Here is a 22,135-nt window from a genome sequence, read left to right as displayed (position 1 = left end):
ACAACAGCGCTTCAAACCGACCCGACGGTCTTCAGCTTAATACGCGGATGAACTTCCGACTGGCTCACGATGGTCGTGGCACCGAAAAGCTCAACGATGGAGCAGACAAAAGGACTGATTTAGCGGCTGCGACACCAATCACCTCGTGCCAGAACGAGCAACTTTCCGCAAAAGACGTCACGTGAGCCTACTGGTAAACGCTTAACGTGCTCTTCGCCGCAAGTTCTAATGCAGATTGTCACAAGCAAATATCTCACCTAAAATCCACGGATGAACGCACTCAAGATTTTTTTGACCGCGCTCGCCGCGCTGGTTTTGGCGCTTGTCCTAGCGAACGTGTCGCCAGCGCCGTACAAACACCTTGCCGGGGCCGTCATCTTTCCGCTTTTCGTTTTCATGCTGATATCGTTGTACGTCGCCAAGAAGTCAGTGGGACGTGATCACACATCCACCGCCGATCACGGAAGGACCAACAGGGATGCCACACTGGGTACTCATTCACCAGAATGTGGTGGAGTTGATGCAGGCTGAAGAGTGGGCAGGGGAAACAAGTATTTAAACAAAGCCTGCTGAAAAAAGGAACTGCGCCATGGATGACAAAGAAAAGGCGGAGCTGGTGAAAGCCTGCTATGGCGGATTTCTTATTGTTGCTTCGGTTATTGGCTGCCTGCCTATTTGGATCCTTGTACCAGATCCGTATTTTACCTATTTCAGTCTATTGTTTGTTTTTTCCGCGTGGAGCTTCGCATATATGAAATTCTTTTATGACGTTCGAGACTGAGCTTACTTCGTTCCCTCTCAAACCGACCCGACCGTCTTCAGCTTGATACGCGGATGAACTTCCGCTTGGCTCATGATGGTCGTGTGCGCACGGAAACGCTCGACTATGGAGCGTACGAACGGGCGGGTCTGCGGAGAGGTCAGGAGCACCGGCACCTCGCCCTGCTGGGCGGCGGCCTCGAAGGAATCGCGCACCTTGGCCACGAAGTCCTGTAGCTTGCTCGGCTGCATGGCAAGCTGGCGGTCATCCCCTTCACCGACAATCGATTCAAGGAATGCCTGTTCCCATTGCGGCGACAGTGCGATCAGCGGCAGATACCCACCGGGCGCAAGGTTGGCCGCGCAGATCTGGCGCCCAAGCCGTGAGCGCACATGCTCGGCAATCGTGTCCGTGTTCCGGGTCATGCCGGTCGCCTCCGAAACGCCTTCCAGTATGGTGCCGAGATCTCGGATGGATATGCGCTCGTCGAGCAGCGCCTGCAGGACCCGCTGAAGGCCCGAAACGGTGATCTGCGAGGGAACAAGATCCTCCACCAGCTTGGCCTGCTCGCCCTGCAGTTCCTTGAGCAGTTTCTGCACATCGCCGTAGGTCAGAAGTTCGGAGATGTTGGTCTTGATCGTTTCCGTCAGGTGCGTGGAAAGAACCGTGGCCGGATCGACCACCGTATACCCGCGCAGCGACGCATCCTCGCGGTACTGTGCCTCGACCCAGGTGGCCGGTAGCCCGAAGGTCGGTTCCGTCGTGTGGGTGCCGGGAAGCTTCACCTGGCCACCAGCCGGATCCATCACCATGAAATGGTTCGGAAAGAGAATACCCCTGCCCGCTTCGACTTCCTTGACCTTGATGACGTAGTCGTTGGCGCCAAGCTGAATATTATCGAGGATGCGCACTGGCGGCATGATGACGCCCATGTCGCCCGCCACCTGCCGGCGGAGCGCCTTGATCTGCTCAGTCAGAATGTCACCATCGCCCTGGGCCTTGCCGTTGATCAACGGCAGCAGCGCATACCCGAGTTCAATGCGCAACTCGTCCATCTTGAGCGCATCTGTGATCGGCGGTTCGGGTGGCGGTTTCGGTGCCGCCTCAACCGCCTTTTTCTGCTCCGCCTTGGCGGCCTCCTGCTTCTTGCCGGCACTGACCCTGTAGGCGAGATAGCCCGCAATCCCGGCCAGTCCGAGAAACGGCACCATCGGCATGCCGGGCAACAGCGCCAGGATAACCATTACGGCAGCCGACATGCCGAGTGCTTTCGGATAGCCGGTGAACTGGCTTGCAAGTGCCTTGTCGGCTGCACCGTGAACGCCGGCCTTGGACACCAGAAGACCGGCCGCAGTCGAGACAATGAGTGCCGGAATCTGGGACACCAGCCCGTCACCGATGGTCAGGAGCGTGTAGTTGTTCGCAGCTTCCGAAAAACTGAGATCCATCTGGGCGACGCCAATGAAGATCCCGCCGAGAATATTGATGAAAGTGATGAGAAGCCCGGCAATCGCATCGCCGCGCACGAACTTCGAAGCACCGTCCATGGCCCCGAAAAACGAACTTTCATCCTCGAGTGCCTTGCGCCGCGACTTGGCTTCCGCCTCATCGATAAGCCCGGCTGATAGATCGGCGTCAATCGCCATCTGCTTGCCCGGCATCGCATCGAGGGTAAAGCGCGCGGCAACCTCGGCGATACGTCCGGAACCCTTGGTGATCACGATGAAATTCACGATCACCAGGATTGCAAAAACGATGATCCCGATGACGAAATTGCCGCCCATGACAAGATTGCCGAACGACTGGATGACATTTCCAGCCGCTGCAGTGCCTTCATGACCGTTGGACAGGATCAGGCGCGTCGATGCGATGTTGAGCCCTAGCCGCAACATCGTTGCGATCAGAAGCACTGTCGGAAAGGACGAGAATTCAAGAGGTTTTTGAATGAACAGGCCCGTCATGAGGATCATGACGGAAAAGATGATCGACACAGCCAGAAACATGTCCAGCATCATCGGCGGCATCGGGAGAATGAGCAGCGTCAGGATTACGAGTATGCCGGTGGCCAGACCGATATCACCCTTGCGCAGCGTATCGATGACCTCCTGAAGGCCCGGCAGGCCTGAAAGGCTTACACCCGGCTGTTCACCAGCTGCAGCCGGCGCCGGTTGTTTCGGTGCCGGATCCGGTGATCCGTTCTCTCCGCCTGCTGCCGTATCCGACATTCTTCGTTCCGGTTCCTAAAGGGCGCTTTACAGCCTTAAACTCGCACCCGGCTCTGACTGATTTTGCGCTTGTTCAAGCGCGGGCTTCTCCCGGTCCGGGAACGCTAATCCCTTCATCGGTATACTGATTCAGCTTGTTGCGTAGCGTGCGGATGGAAATTCCCAGAATTTTTGCCGCATGCGTTCTGTTCCCAAGGCAATGGTCCAGGGTGTCCAGAATGAGATCCCGCTCAACATCGGCAACCGTGCGCCCGACGAATGAGCGCGTCACCGCTTCTGCCGTTTGGGCGGCGCGCTCGGCGGGTCCGCCGGAAATGGCAAGCGGCGACCCGTCAGGCATCCGGATCGCCTCAACACCAATCTCCGGGCCGGAGGCGAGCAGGATCGCCCGGTGCATGGTGTTTTCAAGTTCACGGACATTGCCCTGCCAGGGATTGGACATCAGCGCCTGACGGGCATCCGGTGCCAGCGGGCGCTCCGGGACGCCATTGGCCTCGGAGTAGTGCTTGATGAAGAACTGGGCGAGTTCCATGATGTCTGCAGGACGTTCACGCAGCGCCGGCAGCTTGAGATTGACGACATTCAGGCGGAACAGAAGGTCCTCCCGGAACTGTCCCTGCCGGACACTTTCTGCAAGATCGCGATTTGATGTCGCCAGGATCCTGATATTCACGGCGACAGGGCGTGTGCCACCGACCCTGTCGATCACGCGCTCCTGGATCGCACGCAATAGCTTGGCCTGCAGCCTGACATCCATTTCGGAGATCTCGTCGAGCAGCAACGTACCCCCGTCTGCCTCCTCGAACTTGCCGATCCTGCGCGCGACGGCGCCGGTAAACGCGCCTTTCTCGTGTCCGAAAAGTTCCGATTCAAGGAGATGCTCCGGGATCGCTGCACAGTTGATCGAGATAAACGGCTTCGATGCGCGGTTGGAACACTTGTGCACGTGCCGTGCGATCACTTCCTTACCGGTTCCGGATTCACCCGTAATCAGGACCGATGCCTCGGACGGCGCGACTTGTTCGGCAAGCTTGACGACCGTGGCCATCGCCTCGTCGCGGTAGATCAGGTCGCCCCGTTCCTGGGCAACGGCCTGAAGCACCGCCGCGATCATTTCAGGATCGGGTGGCAGCGGGATGTATTCCTTGGCGCCTGCCCTGATCGCGGAAACTGCCGCCTGGGCGTCGGTTTCCACACCGCAGGCGACAACCGGAACATGAACCCGCTCGTTCTGGAGCTTGCCGATAAGACCGGCAATGTCCAGGTGAACTTCCACCATCAGAAGATCGGCACCGCGACCGGACCGCAGGACTTTCAGCGCCCCTTCGACATCGTCCGCATGAGTGACCTGAGCGCCGCCTTGCATGGCGATCTTCGATGCTGTCGTGAGCTGACCGCCAAGTGTTCCGACAATTAAAAGGCGCATCTGATCCCTTCCTTACCGGTCCGTCTTGATAATTTCAGTCATGGTCACACCCAGCTTGTCCTCCACCAGGACGACTTCGCCGCGCGCCACGAGCCGGTCATTCACGTAGATATCAATCGCTTCACCGACCTTGCGGTCGAGTTCCAGAACCGTGCCGGAAGCGAGTTTCAACAGTTCCGAAACGTGCATCCTGGAGTGTCCGAGCACAGCGGAGATCCTGACCGGTACATCGAATACCGCCTCGAGATCCGCCGCGGAATCGGGCGAATGTGTATCTTCTTCCTCCAGGCTGCGCTGCGGCGCCTCCAGCTCATCGAGAGGAATGTTTGTGTCTTGTTCGTCACTCATACGTCAGTTTCCTTCTCCGCCGACGCGTCGGACACGTTGCTGCGCGTTTCTTCGCGGCGTGCGCGCAGATACGTGCGAATGCTCGTGTCTATTTCGTTTTCAAGGGCCTTGCGGTCGCGCTTGATGCCGCCGTCTGCCCACTCGATATGGCAGTCTCCCCGCCCGATGTCAGGCTCGCCCAGAATGACGAGCCGGCCATCAAAACCTTTTTCAAGGACAATAGGATCTACTCTTGCCTTCAACGCCTCGACGTCCTTTTCAGCAATCCTGATCACCAGGTGCGGTGCTTTTCTAAGTGGCCCAAGGCATTCGGAAACCAAGGCAACTGTCTCCGCCAGCGGCTGACGCGCAATCAAGTGAGCACACAAGCGTCTGGCGACCAGAAAGGCGAGGCTGACCGCGTCGTTTTCCTGCTTTGCCAACTGTTCATCCAGCGTTTCGACCACCTGCCCGACCACATCCACCAGCCGGTCGACTTCCGTGGTCAAGAGTGTCTCTTGCTTTGTCTGATGATCCTGCTGCGCCTGTTTGCGCCCTTCTTCAAAGGCCTTGGCCTTGGCGTCCGCCAGCAATTTTTCATGGTCGGCAACCGGGATCATCGGAGTTTCCGGTTCAGGAGGCAAAACCTCTTCCGGCTCCTCCGGCGCGGAGAAGTCCGTATTGAACAGAAATTTCGACGGGTTGTTCATGCTGCCCATTCTGCGGTCGGTATCTGCCGGTTGAACCATCAGTAGATGATTTCCTCGTCACCCTTGGACTTGGAGATCATGATTTCGCCTTTCGCCGCCAAGTCTTTGGCTTTGTTCACCATTCCTGTCTGCACCTCGTCAACGTCACGCAAGCGGACCGGTCCGAGGGCATCCATGTCGTCTTCCAGTAGTTTTGCCGCACGCGACGACATATTGCCGAAGAAGAAGCTGCGCGCCGTGTCCGTCGATCCCTTGAGCGCGATGGCCAGCTTGTCCTTTTCCACGTGACGCAGCAGCGTCTGACAGCTGGCCGCATCCAGCTTGAGGAGATCGTCGAAGGTGAACATCAATGTCTTGATCCGGTCGGCCGCCTCGCGGTTATCCTCTTCGAGCGCCGCCAGGAACCTCGCCTCGGTCTGCCGGTCAAAATTGTTGAAGATGTCCGCCATCATCTCGTGACTGTCCCGGCGCGACGTGTTCGTCAGGTTGGACATGAATTCAACCCGGAGTGTTTGCTCCACCTTTTCAAGAACTTCCTTCTGGACGGCATCCATGCGCAGCATGCGGCTGACCACCTCAAGCGCAAGTTCCTCCGGCAGGATACCCAGCACGCGCGCCGCGTGGTCGGAATTGATTTTCGACAGGACCACGGCGACGGTCTGCGGGTATTCGTTCTTCAGATAGTTCGCGAGAACATTCTCCTGAACATTGGAGAGTTTCTCCCACATGTTCCGTCCGGCCGGTCCCCGGATTTCCTCCATGATGACCGACACCTTGTCTCCAGGAAGAAAGTTCGCCAGCAGGCGCTCGGTTGCATCCACATTGCCCGTCAACGAGCCTCTTGAGCTGACCCGGCGAACAAAATCCTTGAAGAGGTTCTCAAGCATGTTCGGTGTCACCGGTCCAAGATTTGCCATCGCGGCCGAGACCTGACGAACCTCGATTTCGTCGAGCTTTTCCCAGATTGGTGAACCATGCGATTCCCCCAGAGCAAGCAGCAGAACCGCCGCCCGCTCGGCACCTTTCAGTTCACGGTCTTCCTCATCCGCGCTGATCGTTAGGTGTTGTTGAAGTTGATCGCTCACCATCAGGCCGCCTGCTCATCCAGCCAGCCGCGCACGATGGTGACGGCTTCGGTCGGATGATCCTTGATCATGTCGCCCACTTTCGCGATCGAGCTCGCCTGCATAGCCCCTTCCTGCTTTGCCTGCTCGAGCCATTCGATCACGAACTCGTCTTCCATATCCTCGTCCTGCGGAACATCCGTCTCGACGACCAGCGTGCCGTCCGGGCCGATCATGAGCTCCTGCGGCTGTTTTTCCTCCGGCGTGACGATCCGGCGAAGCAGCGGCCGTACCACGAAGAGCAGAAGCAGGATCGCGATCAGGAACAGAACCCCGAGTTCTGCGAAGCGGATGATGTCGTCCCGTGTGAACTCGAACAAACCATCGCCTTCGGCCAGAAGATCGTCCTGGGGCGGAAGCGCGAACTGCAGATTGACGACCTCGACGAGATCACCGCGGTTCTCGTCGAAACCGACTGCCGAGCGCACCAGCACCGCGATACGGTCGAGCGTTTCCTGGGCACGCGGTGCGTAGACGGTGTTTCCGTTTCCGTCGGGTTCATAGGTTCCGTCCACGAGAACGGCAACGGAAAGGCGACGGACCTGCCCGGCCTCCACGACCTCGGTACGCGTCGACCGGGAAATTTCATAATTGACGACTTCTTCTGTCAGCGAGGCCGTGTCGCGTCCGTCCTGATCCTGCTGCGCCTGGGCGTTCGGAAGCTCGTTTGCGGCTGTGACCTGACCGTTTCGGCTCACTGACGAGGTCGCCTCTTCCTTTGTCTGAGTTGAACGGACGACCTGCCCTTCCGGATCGAATGTTTCGGTCGTTTCCGTCAAACGATTGAAATCGACTTCCGCATTGACGCGCACCCGAGCCCGGCCCGGCCCGACGACTGAGTTGAGAATTTCCTCGATCTGATTGCGCAGTCGGCTTTCAATGGCAACCGTCCGCTCCTGGAGCGACGTTGAAACCATGTCCTCATCACTGGCGCCCGCACCCGAGGCGAGCAGCCGGCCGCTTTCGTCGACGATTGAGACGCGATCTGGATCCAGCCCTTCCACGGCCGTTGCCACAAGGTGTTGGACCGCACGAATTTCACCGGGACCAAGTGCGCCCCTGACATTCAGGACAATCGACGCGGAGGGCGGGCGCCGGTCGCGCTGAAACAATTGCCGTTCAGGGATCACGAGGTGCACGCGCGCGGCCCGAATGCGATCAAGTGACCCTATTGTGCGCGAAAGCTCGCCTTCCATGGCCCGCAGATGGTTGATGTTCTGAACAAAACTGGTTGCGCCAAGCGTATCGCTGCGGTCGAAGATCTCGTAGCCTATCGAGCCACCGGTCGGCAGTCCTTCAGCGGCGAGTTGCATCCGAAGACGGGCGACCTGATCTTTGGACACGAGAATGGTCGCCCCCTGGCGCGAGAGCTGGAACTGAACACCCTGGCTCTCAAGCTGGGTGACGATTGCTGCAGAGTCTTCAAGCGTGAGTTCGTTGTAGAGCGTCGTCAGCTGCGGGGCGGTGACGCGCAGAATAATGAACGCGAAAACGCCGACGAGGATCGCCGCGACCGCGCCCATGGCGGCGATACGTGCCGCACCAAGAGTCTTTATGAATTCAATTATGCCGTTCACGAATGCCCGCCCGCATCTGAAACATGTCTAAGCCGTTATTGTTGGAGTCGGCCTGACACGCCACACCCTCGATGGGCAAAATTTGCCGCCCGGACGGTTAACAACTGGTTAACGCACCGGTTTCGAATTACACGGAATGGCGAATTTCCGGGCTTTTTGAGATTGCAAAACGCAACTGAAGTGGGGAAAAACTGCCTAGTTCATTAATTTTTGGATAACCTGGAACGACAAATCGCAAAATAAAAAGGCCGGCATAGCCGACCTTGTAGAGCGCGTTGCGCACATGAAGTTAATAATTTGAACGCTCAGCCTCTGTATTGCTGAATGCGCGTCGCCCTGAGGCCGGCAAGTCCATGCTTTTCGATAGAACTCTGCCAGGAGAGGAACTCCTCTACTGTCAGGGTATATCTCTGGCAGGCCTCTTCCAGCGACAGCAGGCCACCGCGAACTGCGGCGACAACTTCTGCCTTGCGACGGATCACCCACCGCTTCGTGGATGTCGGTGGCAGGTCTGCAATAGTAAGCGGACTACCATCCGGGCCGATGACATATTTTACACGCGAACGAATCTGTTCGGTCATTGTACTCTCACACTAACCATGACCAAGGTGAGCTGAGACTACAAGACGACGCTTAACAAACGACTAAAGCAAAATTGTGTTTTTGTTAACTATAAAATCCGAATTTAATGAATGATATTTAGGAAGTAACAAAGAAAAAGCGTAAGAGTATTAACATTAATACATAATCTTGTTAACCATAGTTTCCCTGTCGCGCATTTTGCAACGCAATTCGACGCTGCAGCAGACAAAGCTGCACGTGACCGTTTGCCGATTCAGAAGAAAATTTGCATGTGACACTAAAAAACCAGCCTTAAGCCGCGCGGAAAAGGCCGGTCGCTGGCAGTAAAGCCTGACGCAGGCGTGGTTCCGCCAACGATTTTCAACGGGACTTAGGCAGGTGCGGAAACGGAGGTGACGCTGGATACCGGAATTTTCTGGCCACCAACATTCAAGATGACCTCGCTGCCCGACAGATCGACACTGTCCACGATGCCTTTCGTCTCTGTTCGGACAGTTTCGCGGTTGCTTGAGGCGTCTTTCACGTCGAAAGAAATAGTATAAAGACCGTCCGGCGCTTCGCCTCCGGCGGACAGTTGCCCGTTCCAGGTAATTGTTCCGCTGCCCGCTTTCAGGTCAGCCTCTCCTGTATAAACAAGCGAGCCGCTGGAGTTCCTGATTTCATAGGTGCCGGTTGCACTGTCGCTCAGCTCGTAATTCCAGCTTGCCTGGCTCCCGGAAAGCGTTGTCGTCGATGCGTCCGCGGTCACTTCATTGCCGATGTAGCCAACATAGCTCATGCTCATGTTGCTGCTGAGCGAAGCAATAATTTCTTCCAGGTTCTTGTTTTGCTGAATTGATTGCTCGACGTTCGAGTATTGAACCAACTGATTGGTATACTCGGCAGAATCCATCGGATCGAGCGGATCCTGGTTCTGGATCTGCGTGGTCAATATACTCAGGAACAGCTCGTAGTTGGCAATAAGCCCGGACTGGCTGGCCGAACTGCTACTCTGTGCCGTCGCGCTCGTGCTCGAAGAAACAGTGTTCACGTCATACTCCCCGGATGGGTCCCCATCCCGCTTGTCAAATCTTCAGATCCAGACCGCCCGGCCGGCCGGCCAGCGTCATCTGAACGATGTTTTCCGTATCTGTGCCACTCTCATCCGGCTCGCCACTGTCCTGCGGCTGTGCTGCGTCGGTGGACTGGTCGGACTGGCCGTCACCGGAGGCGAACTCACGACCGCCCTCCTGTTTCAGCGAGAATTGCAGGTTCTCCGAATCCGCGCTTAGACCGGCCGCCTCGAGTGCGCGCTCGAGACCGCGCTGGTCTCGCAGGAACATGTCCAGTGTTTCGGGTCTTTCCACGATCAGGTGGGCATGAACGCCGCCATCGGCACCAACACGCATGTTCACGTCGACACGCCCGAGTTCAGGCGGATCGAAACGCATCTGGAAACGGGTCTGGCCGTTCTTGAGGTTTCGAGCAATTTCTGCCGCGACCTGCATGGAAACCTGTCCGGACTGGGCCTGTCCTGGCACCTGCAGGCTCTCGGTTCTGATCGCCCCCGAGATGTCGCCTCCACGAATGGTCGCCGCAAACTCACCGGATGCGCTTCCATCCCAGGGTTGTTGGATCAGGGCAAGCTCTTCGGCACTGATTTGAGCGGCAAGGAATGCGTTCGCGGCGGGGGCGGGTTCGACACTAGCCGCAGGCCTGATTTCCGGCACGGCTGCAGTGCCGCGGGCCGCTGGGTCGGGCGCTTTGGCTGCTTGCGCGCCATCAGACACCTTTTCACCCGTTAGGCTGGACGCGGAAGCCTTGATCGCCTGATCTTTCGTGGTCTGCACTAAAGGCTCCGGATCAAACGTATCCCCTTCAGCGGAAACAACGGTTTCCGGCGTCAGCGACGTGACGCTTCCATCGGATGGCGCGCCGGCAGATGACTGGGCAGCGGCTCGCGCAAGAACAGCAGCGGAAACAGTCTTTACGGCCGCTTCGGTGGCTTCGGGTTCAACACCGGCGACAGCATTGCGCACAACGGGCTCAGCACTGCCATTACCTTGGGGAGGAACGGGTGCCGCAATTGGTTTCTTGGCATCAACGCCGGTGCCGCTTGGCTGTGGCTCTGTCCGCAAAGCGAGCGGCGCATCATCATCAAGCGGGCCGGCAGCTGTAACTCCAGCACCTTCAGGTGTCGCCTTAAGAGACGTTGTTTCCTGATCCTGCGCAGGGGGAACCTGACGGCTCAAGTTTTTGATCGGGGCCCGTAAATCCTCGGGCAATTCATTCTGCCATCTGCGTCCCGTGCGTATGCCGCTTTCCGGGGCGGGCTGATTACTGAGGGGCGCTTTCGCTGTTACGAGTTCTTCTGCCCCTTTCGTTTCGACCAACTGGGGAACATCAGGTGTCGCCGCCGCACCGGAAGAAGATAATGCGTGCGCATCGGCTGCCGCCGCCTGAACAACACCGGGTTCTGGCCGGAGCTGTGCTACGGCAACCTCCTCACCACCGGACTTCGCAGGCACCGGCTGAGATGAAGTCACCACCACCGGCCCTTTGGCCTGAATATCCGGCACGGCTTCGACACCCGAGATGGCTTTGCTAGGAACAAACGGCAAGGGCATTTCAGGCGCACGCGGAACCGGGGCGCTCGCAGCCGGGGTACTCGTCAGTGGCGCGGCCCCGGCATTCGGCAGAACACCCGGCGCGTTTGCCTGACCGGACGCCGGCGCCTGCGGCACCGGCGCGCCCGCAGGCGCATCCTGTCCACCACCAAGGGCGCCGAGCAGCGGCTCCACGGCTTCCGCAGGCTCACTTGCTTGTTCTTGGCTATTGCCGGAAAGAACCGGCACCGGCCCCGCTAGAGGCGCGATTATGTCCGACGGGATCGCGAAGATGCCCGAAGCATCTTCCGCACCTTGAACGCTCGCAAGCTCTGTGCTTGGGAACGCTTCCATGAGCTCCGTCAGTTCAGCCTCAAAACCGGTCTGCGTTTCCCCACCATTTGCAGGTGCCGCAAAGCCCTTAAGACCGCCAGCCCCCGCAGCCAAAGCACTGGCCGATACATCCGTCAAAAATCCAAATGGCAGCAAAATCGCCCCCGAGATCATAGCCTGGAGATCAGGCACATTCCGTCGCAACCAGGAAAGCAAGCATCAGGCCAGTTTCGAAAATAACCATAAATTATTGTTTTTATTTATTTTTTTGAAATCGACTTCTCCTGAGCCAGCGCGACGGGGCGGCAAGGATTGCCGGTCAGGCAAAGCATGCCTGCCACCCATGGATAGCAATTGGCATCCAGGGGACATATCTGTATAGTGCCGCGACTTTGAAAAGGCAGGGGATTGGCGCGCCTTACTGAAAACGGCGCAACCGGTTGATCGAACACGAGATCCGGCGCCGCCCTGCACTGATTTCTGGAAGTGTTGAGAATGGGAAACAGTCTTGATCTGCCCGGTCGCCCGGAGGACACGCGCGTTGTTGTTGCCATGTCTGGCGGCGTCGACAGTTCTGTCGTCGCGGCCCTGATGAAGGCGGAAGGTTATGATGTCATCGGCGTGACGCTGCAGCTCTACGACCACGGTGCGGCCGTTGCCAAGGCGAAATCCTGCTGTGCCGGCGTCGACATCCACGATGCCCGCCGCGCGGCGGAGAAAATCGGCATACCTCACTACGTTCTGGACTACGAGAGCCGGTTCAAGGAACAGGTCATGGACCGGTTTGCCGACAGCTACATCGCCGGCGAAACACCGATCCCCTGTGTCTCGTGCAACCAGACGGTCAAGTTTACCGATCTTTTGAAGACCGCCAGGGATCTTGGTGCGGACGCGCTCGCCACCGGCCACTACGTTCGCTCAGCGCCAAACGGCAACAAACGGGCGCTCTTCCGCCCGGCGGACCTTGATCGGGATCAAAGCTACTTTCTCTTTGCCACCACGCAAGAGCAGCTCGATTTCATTCGCTTTCCCCTTGGCGGAATGCCCAAGGCGCAGGTCCGTGAACTCGCAGCCGAATTCGGCCTGTCCGTTGCAAACAAGCCGGACAGCCAGGACATCTGCTTTGTGCCCAACGGCGATTATGCGGCGGTGATCCGCAAACTGCGCCCGAACGCCGCCGAGCCCGGCGAGATCGTGCACATGGATGGCCGCGTCCTTGGCGAGCATGAGGGCATTATCCATTTCACGATCGGACAGCGACGCGGCATCGGCGTTGCGACAGGTGAGCCGCTCTACGTCGTGCGCCTTGATGCTGACGAGCGCCGCGTGATTGTCGGGCCCCGCGAGGCCCTTGCAACAAGGACAATCCTGCTTCGCGAGATGAACTGGATCGGCGATCATCCCCTCGATGAGGGCGATGAGGTCGAGCTATTTGCCAAGGTGCGCTCGACGCGCCCACCGGCACCGGCAACACTGCGCATGCTGAACGGCAAAGGCTTCGTGGATCTCGCAAGCGGTGAAACCGGCGTCGCGCCGGGCCAGGCCTGCGTGTTCTTCGACAGTGACGACGAAAACGCGCGTGTGCTGGGCGGCGGCTGGATCGACAAAACGGAAAGATCGGGAACGTGGCAGGTTGATTTTCCACACGCGCATGCGCCGGTTTCCTTGGCCTGACGGCAGGAAAAAGAGATTGCAGGCGGCGGGCAAAATCTGCGCTTGACGCCTGTCCGCCGCCTCACTATAAGCACCCCCACATCGCGCGGGCGCTTTCATTGTCGGCGCTTGGATGGCGGAGTAGCTCAGCCGGTTAGAGCAGCGGAATCATAATCCGCGTGTCGGGGGTTCAAGTCCCTCCTCCGCTACCAATTTTAGCTAAAACAATCCAATTCGTGCAAAGTCCAAATAACGCAGTCCAAAAGCTCATCCTTTAAGCGAGCCAGCATGAAGGAATGGAGCTCGAAATCAGCTCATGCGGATCGCAGAAAACCAAATTTTCAAACCGTTCAACGCTTAGCCCTAAGACATGTCCAATGCCATGGCAACCATGCCAAGCAAGAGAAAGCGAGAATAGCGTTTGAGCGGAAAATCTTTGCTCAAGATCGTTGGAAGCGCAAAGAGCACGAGGCAAACCAGATCATAGTCGCTGACAACTGCCCATTCTTTGAAGTGGTGAACCCAGGCGCAAAAACTTCTCTCTGAGACGGGCTGTGGAGGCAGCTCGCAGACCTCGTAAATGACGTTCGCGCGTTCTGCTTGGAATTCCGGATCTCGTCTTAATGACGGGGGGCCGCCATGGTGCGTGCCCTGGGCTCGCTATTGGAGAGGCCACTTCTTGACGGCAGAAACCGTCTGGGCAACCGTAATGGGGTATCTGAATTCTCGCACGCCTTACGACCCGCCGACATAAGATGCCAATTTATCCAGCCATGGGACGTTGCACATTACTGGGCAAGCAGACGTTAATCTCGCTTCTGCTCATGTCAATATCAGCACAAAATTTTGGTCGCTCAGAGATTTTCTAGCATTCGGCGATATCTTTTATTTCATAGCTTTCCAGAAAATCTTGCTCAGATGCTCTGATAGATCGCTGACCTGACATTCGCTTACCCAACCAGTCAAATTCGGTGCCTGCATTCGATATGCTTGGCAAGATGGGTTCAGGCGATATCTTCTTGATTTGACCATCCTCGTATTCGGCGATTGCAAACCGGAAGATGTAGCTTGGTGTCAGGCCCAGGCGATAGTCAGACGCAACAATTCTGCCGTCCATCAGATCGGTCCTGACAAAGCCATCACTGAACCAGACCATCTTCTGATACTCAGGATCATCGAGAACACACGAAACAAGAGCAGAATCAAATTCATGCTTATAGACAACGGCGTTTTCATCATCATCGAAGAGCGACACATATAGATTGTGGTATTCGCCGTTCGCCTGCCCAATCACACGCCAGAGAAATGTGTTGAACGGTGTGACCACCGTCTTCACGTTGGTTACGTCGATACCTTGCTTGGCGAAAATGGACTTTCCCCGCGCGTGGATATGTTGTTGGGCGATCAAGCCCCAGACCAGATAGCCGGTGCTGAATACGAGTGACGCCACGAGTATCTTTTTCAAGCCAGCTGACCATTTTGCACTAGCGATTGCCCACGCGACGGCAACAAGCAATGGCACGGTGAAAACAGGATCAATTATGAAGATGGACCCCGTCCCGACCGGATCCGGATAGAACGGCCAGAATACCCGGGCACCATAGGCATTCATTGAATCAAGAATCGCATGGGTCGTCAGACACAGAAAAACGGTCGTCCAAACAAGCGTCCGTTGGCCCTTGAGAGATTTGAACAAACGGAGGATCAATTCACCAATCACCGGAGCTGCAACCGCGTGAATGAAGAACGAATGCGACCAGCCGCGATGATAGACGAATTGATCAATCTTCGTCTCAAATGGGATCAAGACATCTAGGTCGGGCAAGGTTCCCAGTAGCCCCCCAATCAAAACAGCTTTTCTGGGTCCAAGTTTCGATCCAAGGCAAGCAGCGGAAATTGCCGCGCCGAACGTAAATTGCGTCAGTGAGTCCATAATCTACGATCTCTCCAGAGATATGCTCAGGCTACGTTCCGGTTTCAAAATGCAAGTCATTCGGCTTCTGCACTGAGCGAAAGACGCGATCGATTGCGGTGTCTCTTTGCGAGTGCAGCCAATTGCCTACTGCTGCCAAAGACATCCGTCCAACGCGCAAAATTGCTGGAATGCTGCTCGGTATGAGAGACGCCAGACCTATCGGCGAAAACGCCAAACGGCGGGAATGACGCCGGAGTCACATGGGGTTTACTTCGCCAGTAGGACTGTAGACTCCCCCACCAGCCGTGCGCGGCATCAGTTTGTCTCCTTGGGATCGTCACTTGTAGATTTGGCGCTAAAACAATTTTTCATGTTCTCAATACCACGCACCAATTTGCCCCAAATAGCCACGTGAGCTGACTTGCTGCTGAATTGTCGAGCTGCAAACAATTCATTTCACGGCACTCGAGGTCAAAACGTCAACCGTCTCTTCCCCTCTCCCTCCGCTGGCATGTCGGCAAAAGAAACGCTTCTTTGTCTTAGCGGTGTCGGAATAATCTCAGTTTCCTTCAGGAGCGCGAAACAAAGTACTTGCCCGTGACGCTCAAGTAGAAAATGCAAGCGTCGTTTCCGGTGCACGTTACGCCATGAACCGCAGCTGCTTGAGAGCCAAAATAACTGCCCGGATTGAGTAGCGTGGCCTCGGTTGCAGCGGCTGCCTGATGTGTCGCGGATCCCTCAATAACGACGGCGCGAAGCCAAGCATCCTCACCGGTGACTGTTCCTTCGAACCCAGCCGGCAGCTTTAGGAAAGTTCCATTTTTACCGCCTTCCGAAAGATCTCCCCATAAAAACGCGATCTTGGGTTCATCCGATCCCGCTGACGCCCCTGGAGCGTCGACCCAAGACACATCCGCTGCATCAATCCAGACAATATTATCTGCCTCAACGTTGACCGGGAATTCGCCATTGGCAAACGCTCGATCCTTTGGTTGAACGAGGTAAGGCCCTTGTTGAATCTCCAGAAAGGCGGTGGAAAGTCCCGCGTCGTCGCGCGCGGCGGTTATGTGTGTCGCTCCAGCGGGCTGGGTCCAGAACGACCCCGGGCCCATCCACATGAGTTCTGCAGAGGGATCGTCATTGTGAACTGCGCCGCTGATGACGACGGCTCTATAGGTGATGTTGTGAATGTGAGGCGGAGAACTGAAGCCTGGCTGGAACCGGATAATGGCTCCGGTTGGAACGTCTTCTCGTATGTCGCCCCACAAGACACCAGCTTGCGGGCCGGCATCGCCGCGAGCTGGATTCAAGGGTTGGAAAGCGACGGCTTCGTGTGGCACCACCTCGACCATCCCAGACGATTGAGTGTCTTGTGCAACGGTCAGAGGCGCGCCAAGCGCAAAGAATACGGCCAAGGCGACAGACAGGATGGAGAGGCGCATCGTGAAAATCCCGAATTTGTGCGGCGCAGGCGCCGTCTTGATGTCTCCTCCTTTAAATAAGCTCTAGAATCTATTAATAATCCGCCGAAAATAAAAATTACTATTTGGAAAAAACAAATAATGTCCATCGATCTCAAATCGCTTGAATTGTTCGTTCGCGTGGCAGCGCTGGGAGCAATCGGCAAGGCAGGGACAGAATTCGGCCTGTCTGCGACGGCCGCGACACAGCGTCTGCAAGCCCTTGAGGCAACGGTTGGAACACAGCTGTTTCACCGGACCACCCGCGCAGTGTCCCTGTCGACCGATGGTGAAATTTTCCTGGCGCATGCAAAGCGCATTTTGGGAGACGTTGAAGAAGCTCTTGCGGACATTCAGCCTGATCCGCGAGATATCAAGGGAGAAATCCGGATCGCTTGTTCCGCTTCTTTTGGGCGCCTACACATTGCGCCACACGTGACCGAATTCCTCGACAGGCATCCTGGTGTTTCGCTACAGCTCGCCATGAGCGACTCTGTCATAGACATCGTCGAACAGGGATTTGATATTGCGATCCGCATCGGTGCGTTAGCTCCCTCCACACTCAAGGCGCGCAAGCTGGCCGTAAGCCCGAGGCGTCTCGTTGCAGCACCGAGCTATCTTGAAAGGTATGGCACTCCTTCTACGTTGGACGAACTCAAAATCCACAACTGTCTTGCAAGGGAAGACATGCGAACCTGGTCGCTTGCAGCGCCTGACGGAACGGTTCACGACATAAAAACCACTGGCAATTTCTCAAGCTCAAGCGCAGAAGCGATTACCGAAGCCGCATTGTCCGGCCTCGGTATTGCACGCAAATGCACCTGGGAAATTGCTGACCAGCTGTCTTCCGGAGCGTTGAGGCCGATGCTCGGCAGCTATTCCGTCTCACCCTTTTGGAAAGTCTTTGCTGTCCGCCCACCCTCGAGATTGCCCTCGGCGCGCGTGCGCGCATTCACCGACTTTCTGGAATCCAAACTCAACAAGATCCCCGAGCTTTGCGGTGATTGAACTCATTTCGATTGCACATACGTGCCACCATTTACCCAAACCAAGGATCAGAAGGGCAAATGTCTCCAGGGCTTTGAAACAATACCCAGGCAAACTTGTCCGTTTTGAGTGCGCGTAATCGAAACGAACAAAGCCGGTTACCCCTTTGCCGATTTTCAGGCCATGTAGCCGCACAACACCATTTTCCGGGTTCAGGATACTAGTCAGAAATGGGCACCACTCCCAACAGGAGATGATCTCGATAACAATCGTTTTGTGTGTGCGCCCGCAGAAACTTAGCCGACTAATTTATAAAAAATACGACAACTCATTTTCCAAATATTCTGGGAACGATTCACGAGAATTTTCGGTACGAAATACCTACAATTTCTATTTAAAGTTGCTTTCTTAGGCTGCACAATATGAACAAGAAAAGTTCGAAAAATCCCCTCATTTATAGAGCGTTATCGCTGAGATGCAGGCTGGGTCAGAGCTTTTGTTCTGATCGGTTAAGGACTTACGCAAGCACCAAAGAGCGGCGTATCGGCTGAGTGTTTCCGAGTTTCTTTGGTGCCGCCTTCCGTGGGGATTTCCAGAAAAATGATGCCGACAATCAAGGATAACAACGCCTTTCTCATGGCCATGGGTCAGGGCAGCCGGATAGAAATCCACGCTCGGGATGCCGAGAAGGAGAGTTGGGTTCAGCTTGCGAAAACGGCGGAAGCCGGGTCTTCGGTTCTCACGCTTGACAGCAAGACCAAATGGCAGGAGGGGGACAGGATCGCGCTGGCATCAACGAGCCAGGATGCGCATGAAGCCGAAGAGGCGGTCATCAAGAAAGTTACCGTCAATGCGAACGGCACGACAACGCTAGAGCTTGAGACACCACTCACATACACCCACTTCGGTGAAAAGCAGACCTATGATAACGGCAAGTCGGGCAGCGAATATAGGGCGTGGACAGTCGATACGCGCGCGGAAGTTGGCCTTCTGAGCCGGAATGTCAAAATTCAGGGCGACGAGGACAGTCCGTCTGACGGTTATGGTGGCCACACCATGGTGATGAACGGTGCGGAGATGCATATCTCAGGCGCTGAATTCTTCCAAATGGGACAGAAGGGCGAGATGGGGCGCTATCCGCTTCACTGGCATATGAACGGCAATGTCGAAGGCGAATATGTCGAGAACAGCTCAATTCACCACTCCTTCAACAAGGGCATAACCCTGCACGGTATCCAGAACGCCTGGATAGAAGACAATGTCGTCTTTGACACCATCGGGCATGGTTATTTTCTGGAAGATGGGTCCGAATTCGGAAATGTCCTGAAGGATAATCTGGGCTTTGTGACACGGCAGACCGCGAGTGCTGCCGAAGCGTCGCACAAGTCTGACTTCACAGGTGTTTCCACATTCTGGCTGACAAACCCGCAGAACCATATGGCGGGCAATCACGCTGCCGGGTCGGACAATTCCGGGATCTGGTTCACCCATCAGGACAAGGTGATGGGCACGTCCGCAACCGTTGACGACTATAAGGGATATGCGCCCAAGCACAGGATGCACGGCGTCTTTGATGACAACGCATCCCATAGCAACCGCGTGAACGGTCTCGCCCACGCACAATCGATCAACGAGGCGAACGGTGTTTTCTCCGATTCCCACTACAAGGGCGATTTTCTGATCGAGAATTTCACGACCTATAAGTCGGGCGATCAGGGCATCTGGACGCGATCTACGAGTGGCGTGATCATCGACAATTCCATGTTTGCCGACAACAAATCCGGATCCTTCCTGGCGGGCCGGCACCTGGTAAAGGACAGTCTGTTCGTTGGCCGCTCCAAAAATGTTACGAATGACGGTGACGCGGACGATCCGGGCTCAAGTCAGTTTGGCGCTGCTTCAGGCGAAGGAGTGCGCGGGCATCAGTTTTACGATTCGCCGGTTGCCCTCGAAAGCGTGCACTTTGCTGGCTTCACCGAGGACAAGGACAGCGCGCTGCTGGCCGGGAGCGGGTTCCACAGACGGACAAACAATTCCACCAAAGACCTGACCTTCGATGACGACATGCCAGGGCATAATCGAATGGACCGGTATCTTGGCCCCGGAAACAGGTCGCCGGAAGACACAAATGCCGCGACTTTTGCAGTGGTTGATCTCGACGGAAGCCTTGCCGGAACCTGGGGTGCGTCGATCACCCAGAAAATCATCGATCGTTTTCCAGGTGACCGGATCGACATTCCGGAACAGGGCACAACCGGTTTCAACGCACTGGGAAGTGCCCGTTTCGACAGCCGGCAGAACTTGTGGGTCAACAGCGGCAACGTTGATTTTGGCATCCAGCGGTTCGATACGAGTGCCGGAAAACGCGTCAAGCTGGAAATCGAACGCTCAGACAACGGTGCGAAGCTTCTTCTGAACGAAGATACCGGTGGCAACAATGTCTACCTCGACCTTGTCGCCATAGAAGACCGTGGACAGACCACCGGCACGGGTTTCGACTTCTATACCGTGCGCTATCCTGACGGTTTGCCGAATGTGATCGACGTAGAACTGCGCGACATGAAAGAGGGCAGCGCGGTCTATTACAAGTTTGTCGACCTGCCAGCCGGATTGACGGTCCGGGGAGCGGATCAGGTTGGTGGTCTGGGCGCGCTGAAATCCGCCGACGGAACAGCCTATTTCAAAAAGGGCAGTGTTTTATACGTCAAAGCCGTCGCTGATGTTGGCGCATCTGTGCCGAATGTTCAGGATGCGCGGGTCGTGAAGGACAATTACAGCGACGAATTCCAGGTGCATATAAAGAACTACGGGGCTTACAAGGCGAGCGGTAACAACGCGCCGCAGGACGCTGAAACAACAGACTTCGACCCTTACATCCTCCCAATTCCAGAAAAACCAAAATCAACCTCTGTCACGTCGGACATCACCAGCGCAGATGACCGCTGGTCCACCAGCGCCAGTTGGCAGGGCGGCAAACCGGACACAGACGACATCGTCGTCATCGGCAAGGATGACCGGCTGGTTCTGAATGAGAACGCGCAGGTAAAAGGCATTATCGTCGATGGCGGCGAACTACTTGTCGAAGACGTCAAGGACCTGTCGCTGACCGCCGATTGGATTCTCGTCATCAATGGCGGTCTGTTTCAGGTGGGCACTGAAGACAAGCCTCACAGGCATGAATTCACACTGACTCTGACGGGCGATGACCCAAAGAACGACGTGCATGTCGCAAATCTGCTGAAGCCCGGCACGGCCGGTGTCGTGCATTCCGTCGACAACAATGACGGTGAAGCTTTCGCGGGCACTGAGCGCGATCAGGATCTGAACGGACTGAAGATCACAGGCGATCGCCAATTCGGCGGTGACCGGGATGATGTGTTCCAGGGCACTGATTACAACGACATGCTCCTCGGAGGTGGAGGTAATGATCAGCTCTACGGAAAAGACGGAGACGATCTCCTGAGGGGAAATGCCGGTGAGAACTACCTCAACGGCGGTGATGGGCAGGACAGGCTCTACGGCGGGAACGATGCCGACCGTTTGCAGGGAGGTAAGGGTGACGACATCCTTCGTGGCGGGGATGGCAACGACACCCTGCAAGGCGACGACGGGGACGACAGACTCTATGGCGGAAAGGGTAACGATCAGTTCTACGGCGGGAATGACGCCGATACGATTTATGGCGCCGGAGGAGCCGACCAGCTTTACGGCCAGGACGGCAACGACACCCTGCGCGGCGGATGGGATGACGATACGCTCAATGGCGGGGACGGAGCCGATGTCCTCTATGGCGGGAAAGGCAAGAACGAGCTTCTCGGCGGTAGCGGCAATGACAAGATTTATGGAGGCGGAGGCGTTGACCGGGCTTCGGGCGGTGACGGTAACGATACGATCCGCGGTTCGTGGGGTGATGACTGGCTGAACGGGGGCAAGGGAAGCGACCAGGTCTACGGCGGCACGGGCAACGACGAACTCTTCGGCGGCGAACAGAATGACCGCCTTTTCGGCGGTTCCAACAAAGACCAACTGCAAGGCCAGGATGGCAATGACCTGCTAGATGGCGGAAGTCACGACGACACCTTGAATGGTGGCAGAGGTGATGACGTACTCGTGGGTGGAAGCGGCAACGACACGCTTCAAGGGGGCTCCGGCGCCGACACAAATATCGATGGAGCCGGCAAGGATACGATCATCGACTGGGATCCATCAGCGGATCGTTTTGTCTTTGTATCCGACGGCAAGCTTGACGAGTTACAAGGCTTCAGAGGCGGCGGAAAACTCTACTTCGAAGACATCAGCAAGCTGACGGCGGAGCGCTCCGGCATCGATCTTACGATCAAGATTGACGGGGTTGCCGAAGTGGTGCTGACAAACTTTCATGGTGCGAACACCAAGCAGGATCTCCTGGACATGGGTCTGCTCTTCGAGCATTCGGCGCTGCCGCCGAGCATCCAGGATCTGTTCTGAACTC

At 56.5% G+C, this 22,135-nt stretch carries 15 protein-coding genes and 1 tRNA gene; 5 read left to right on the top strand and 11 right to left on the bottom strand.

The features are described from left to right. Positions 1 to 589: 589 nt before the first annotated feature. Positions 590 to 781 carry a hypothetical protein gene (locus tag Q0915_RS01920; RefSeq protein WP_299472716.1) on the top strand — a complete coding sequence of 64 codons (192 nt, stop codon included), beginning with the start codon at positions 590 to 592 and terminating at the stop codon, positions 779 to 781. Positions 782 to 798: 17 nt separating this feature from the next. Here the strand turns inward: Q0915_RS01920 and flhA are convergent, their stop codons facing one another. The 9 genes from flhA to Q0915_RS01875 all read right to left on the bottom strand — a co-directional run bounded on the left by flhA (position 799) and on the right by Q0915_RS01875 (position 11,841). Further along, on the bottom strand, positions 799 to 2,985 hold the full coding sequence (gene flhA, locus Q0915_RS01915) for a flagellar biosynthesis protein FlhA (RefSeq protein WP_299472714.1): 2,187 nt from the start codon (positions 2,983 to 2,985) through the stop codon (positions 799 to 801). Positions 2,986 to 3,058: 73 nt separating this feature from the next. Further along, complete coding sequence (locus Q0915_RS01910) at positions 3,059 to 4,411, bottom strand: sigma-54 dependent transcriptional regulator (RefSeq protein ID WP_299472712.1); 1,353 nt, start codon at positions 4,409 to 4,411, stop codon at positions 3,059 to 3,061. Positions 4,412 to 4,423: 12 nt separating this feature from the next. Then, entirely contained in the window at positions 4,424 to 4,759 is a 336-nt protein-coding gene (gene fliN / locus Q0915_RS01905) for a flagellar motor switch protein FliN (RefSeq protein ID WP_299472710.1), read from the bottom strand. Then, entirely contained in the window at positions 4,756 to 5,487 is a 732-nt protein-coding gene (locus Q0915_RS01900) for a FliH/SctL family protein (RefSeq protein WP_299472708.1), read from the bottom strand. The genes fliN and Q0915_RS01900 overlap by 4 nt, the downstream gene beginning before the upstream one ends. Beyond that, a complete protein-coding gene (gene fliG, locus Q0915_RS01895) occupies positions 5,487 to 6,536 on the bottom strand; it encodes a flagellar motor switch protein FliG (RefSeq protein WP_299472706.1) in 1,050 nt (349 codons plus the stop codon). Before fliG ends, Q0915_RS01900 begins: the two co-directional genes overlap by 1 nt. Beyond that, positions 6,536 to 8,149, bottom strand: coding sequence for a flagellar basal-body MS-ring/collar protein FliF (fliF, locus tag Q0915_RS01890; protein ID WP_299472704.1), 1,614 nt, complete (start codon positions 8,147 to 8,149; stop codon positions 6,536 to 6,538). Before fliF ends, fliG begins: the two co-directional genes overlap by 1 nt. A 305-nt stretch (positions 8,150 to 8,454) precedes the next feature. Continuing rightward, positions 8,455 to 8,730 carry a DUF1153 domain-containing protein gene (locus tag Q0915_RS01885; protein ID WP_029065927.1) on the bottom strand — a complete coding sequence of 92 codons (276 nt, stop codon included), beginning with the start codon at positions 8,728 to 8,730 and terminating at the stop codon, positions 8,455 to 8,457. 371 nt (positions 8,731 to 9,101) lie between these two features. Beyond that, the gene (locus Q0915_RS01880; RefSeq protein WP_299472702.1) at positions 9,102 to 9,761 is read right to left on the bottom strand and encodes a flagellar hook capping FlgD N-terminal domain-containing protein; all 660 of its coding nucleotides are present in this window, start codon (positions 9,759 to 9,761) and stop codon (positions 9,102 to 9,104) included. A gap of 34 nt (positions 9,762 to 9,795) precedes the next feature. Further along, entirely contained in the window at positions 9,796 to 11,841 is a 2,046-nt protein-coding gene (locus tag Q0915_RS01875) for a flagellar hook-length control protein FliK (protein ID WP_299472701.1), read from the bottom strand. Positions 11,842 to 12,144: 303 nt separating this feature from the next. Here Q0915_RS01875 and mnmA point away from each other — a divergent pair, with 303 nt between their 5' ends. Beyond that, on the top strand, positions 12,145 to 13,323 hold the full coding sequence (gene mnmA, locus Q0915_RS01870) for a tRNA 2-thiouridine(34) synthase MnmA (RefSeq protein ID WP_299472700.1): 1,179 nt from the start codon (positions 12,145 to 12,147) through the stop codon (positions 13,321 to 13,323). Positions 13,324 to 13,437: 114 nt separating this feature from the next. Next, positions 13,438 to 13,514: transfer RNA gene (locus Q0915_RS01865), tRNA-Met, on the top strand. Positions 13,515 to 14,167: 653 nt separating this feature from the next. On the opposite strand, the gene Q0915_RS01860 is transcribed toward Q0915_RS01865, so the two are convergent. After that, entirely contained in the window at positions 14,168 to 15,235 is a 1,068-nt protein-coding gene (locus tag Q0915_RS01860; protein WP_299472699.1) for a metal-dependent hydrolase, read from the bottom strand. Between the two features lie 551 nt (positions 15,236 to 15,786). Then, the gene (locus Q0915_RS01855; RefSeq protein ID WP_299472698.1) at positions 15,787 to 16,659 is read right to left on the bottom strand and encodes a DUF4437 domain-containing protein; all 873 of its coding nucleotides are present in this window, start codon (positions 16,657 to 16,659) and stop codon (positions 15,787 to 15,789) included. 120 nt (positions 16,660 to 16,779) lie between these two features. Between Q0915_RS01855 and Q0915_RS01850 the strand changes: the two genes are divergently transcribed. Beyond that, the gene (locus tag Q0915_RS01850) at positions 16,780 to 17,685 is read left to right on the top strand and encodes a LysR family transcriptional regulator (RefSeq protein WP_299472697.1); all 906 of its coding nucleotides are present in this window, start codon (positions 16,780 to 16,782) and stop codon (positions 17,683 to 17,685) included. A gap of 579 nt (positions 17,686 to 18,264) precedes the next feature. Then, a complete protein-coding gene (locus Q0915_RS01845) occupies positions 18,265 to 22,131 on the top strand; it encodes a G8 domain-containing protein (RefSeq protein ID WP_299472696.1) in 3,867 nt (1,288 codons plus the stop codon). The last annotated feature ends 4 nt before the right edge of the window (positions 22,132 to 22,135 follow it).

This window comes from uncultured Roseibium sp. (genome assembly GCF_947494555.1).
Classification (GTDB): domain Bacteria; phylum Pseudomonadota; class Alphaproteobacteria; order Rhizobiales; family Stappiaceae; genus Roseibium.
This window is presented reverse-complemented; position numbering and strand designations above follow the sequence as displayed.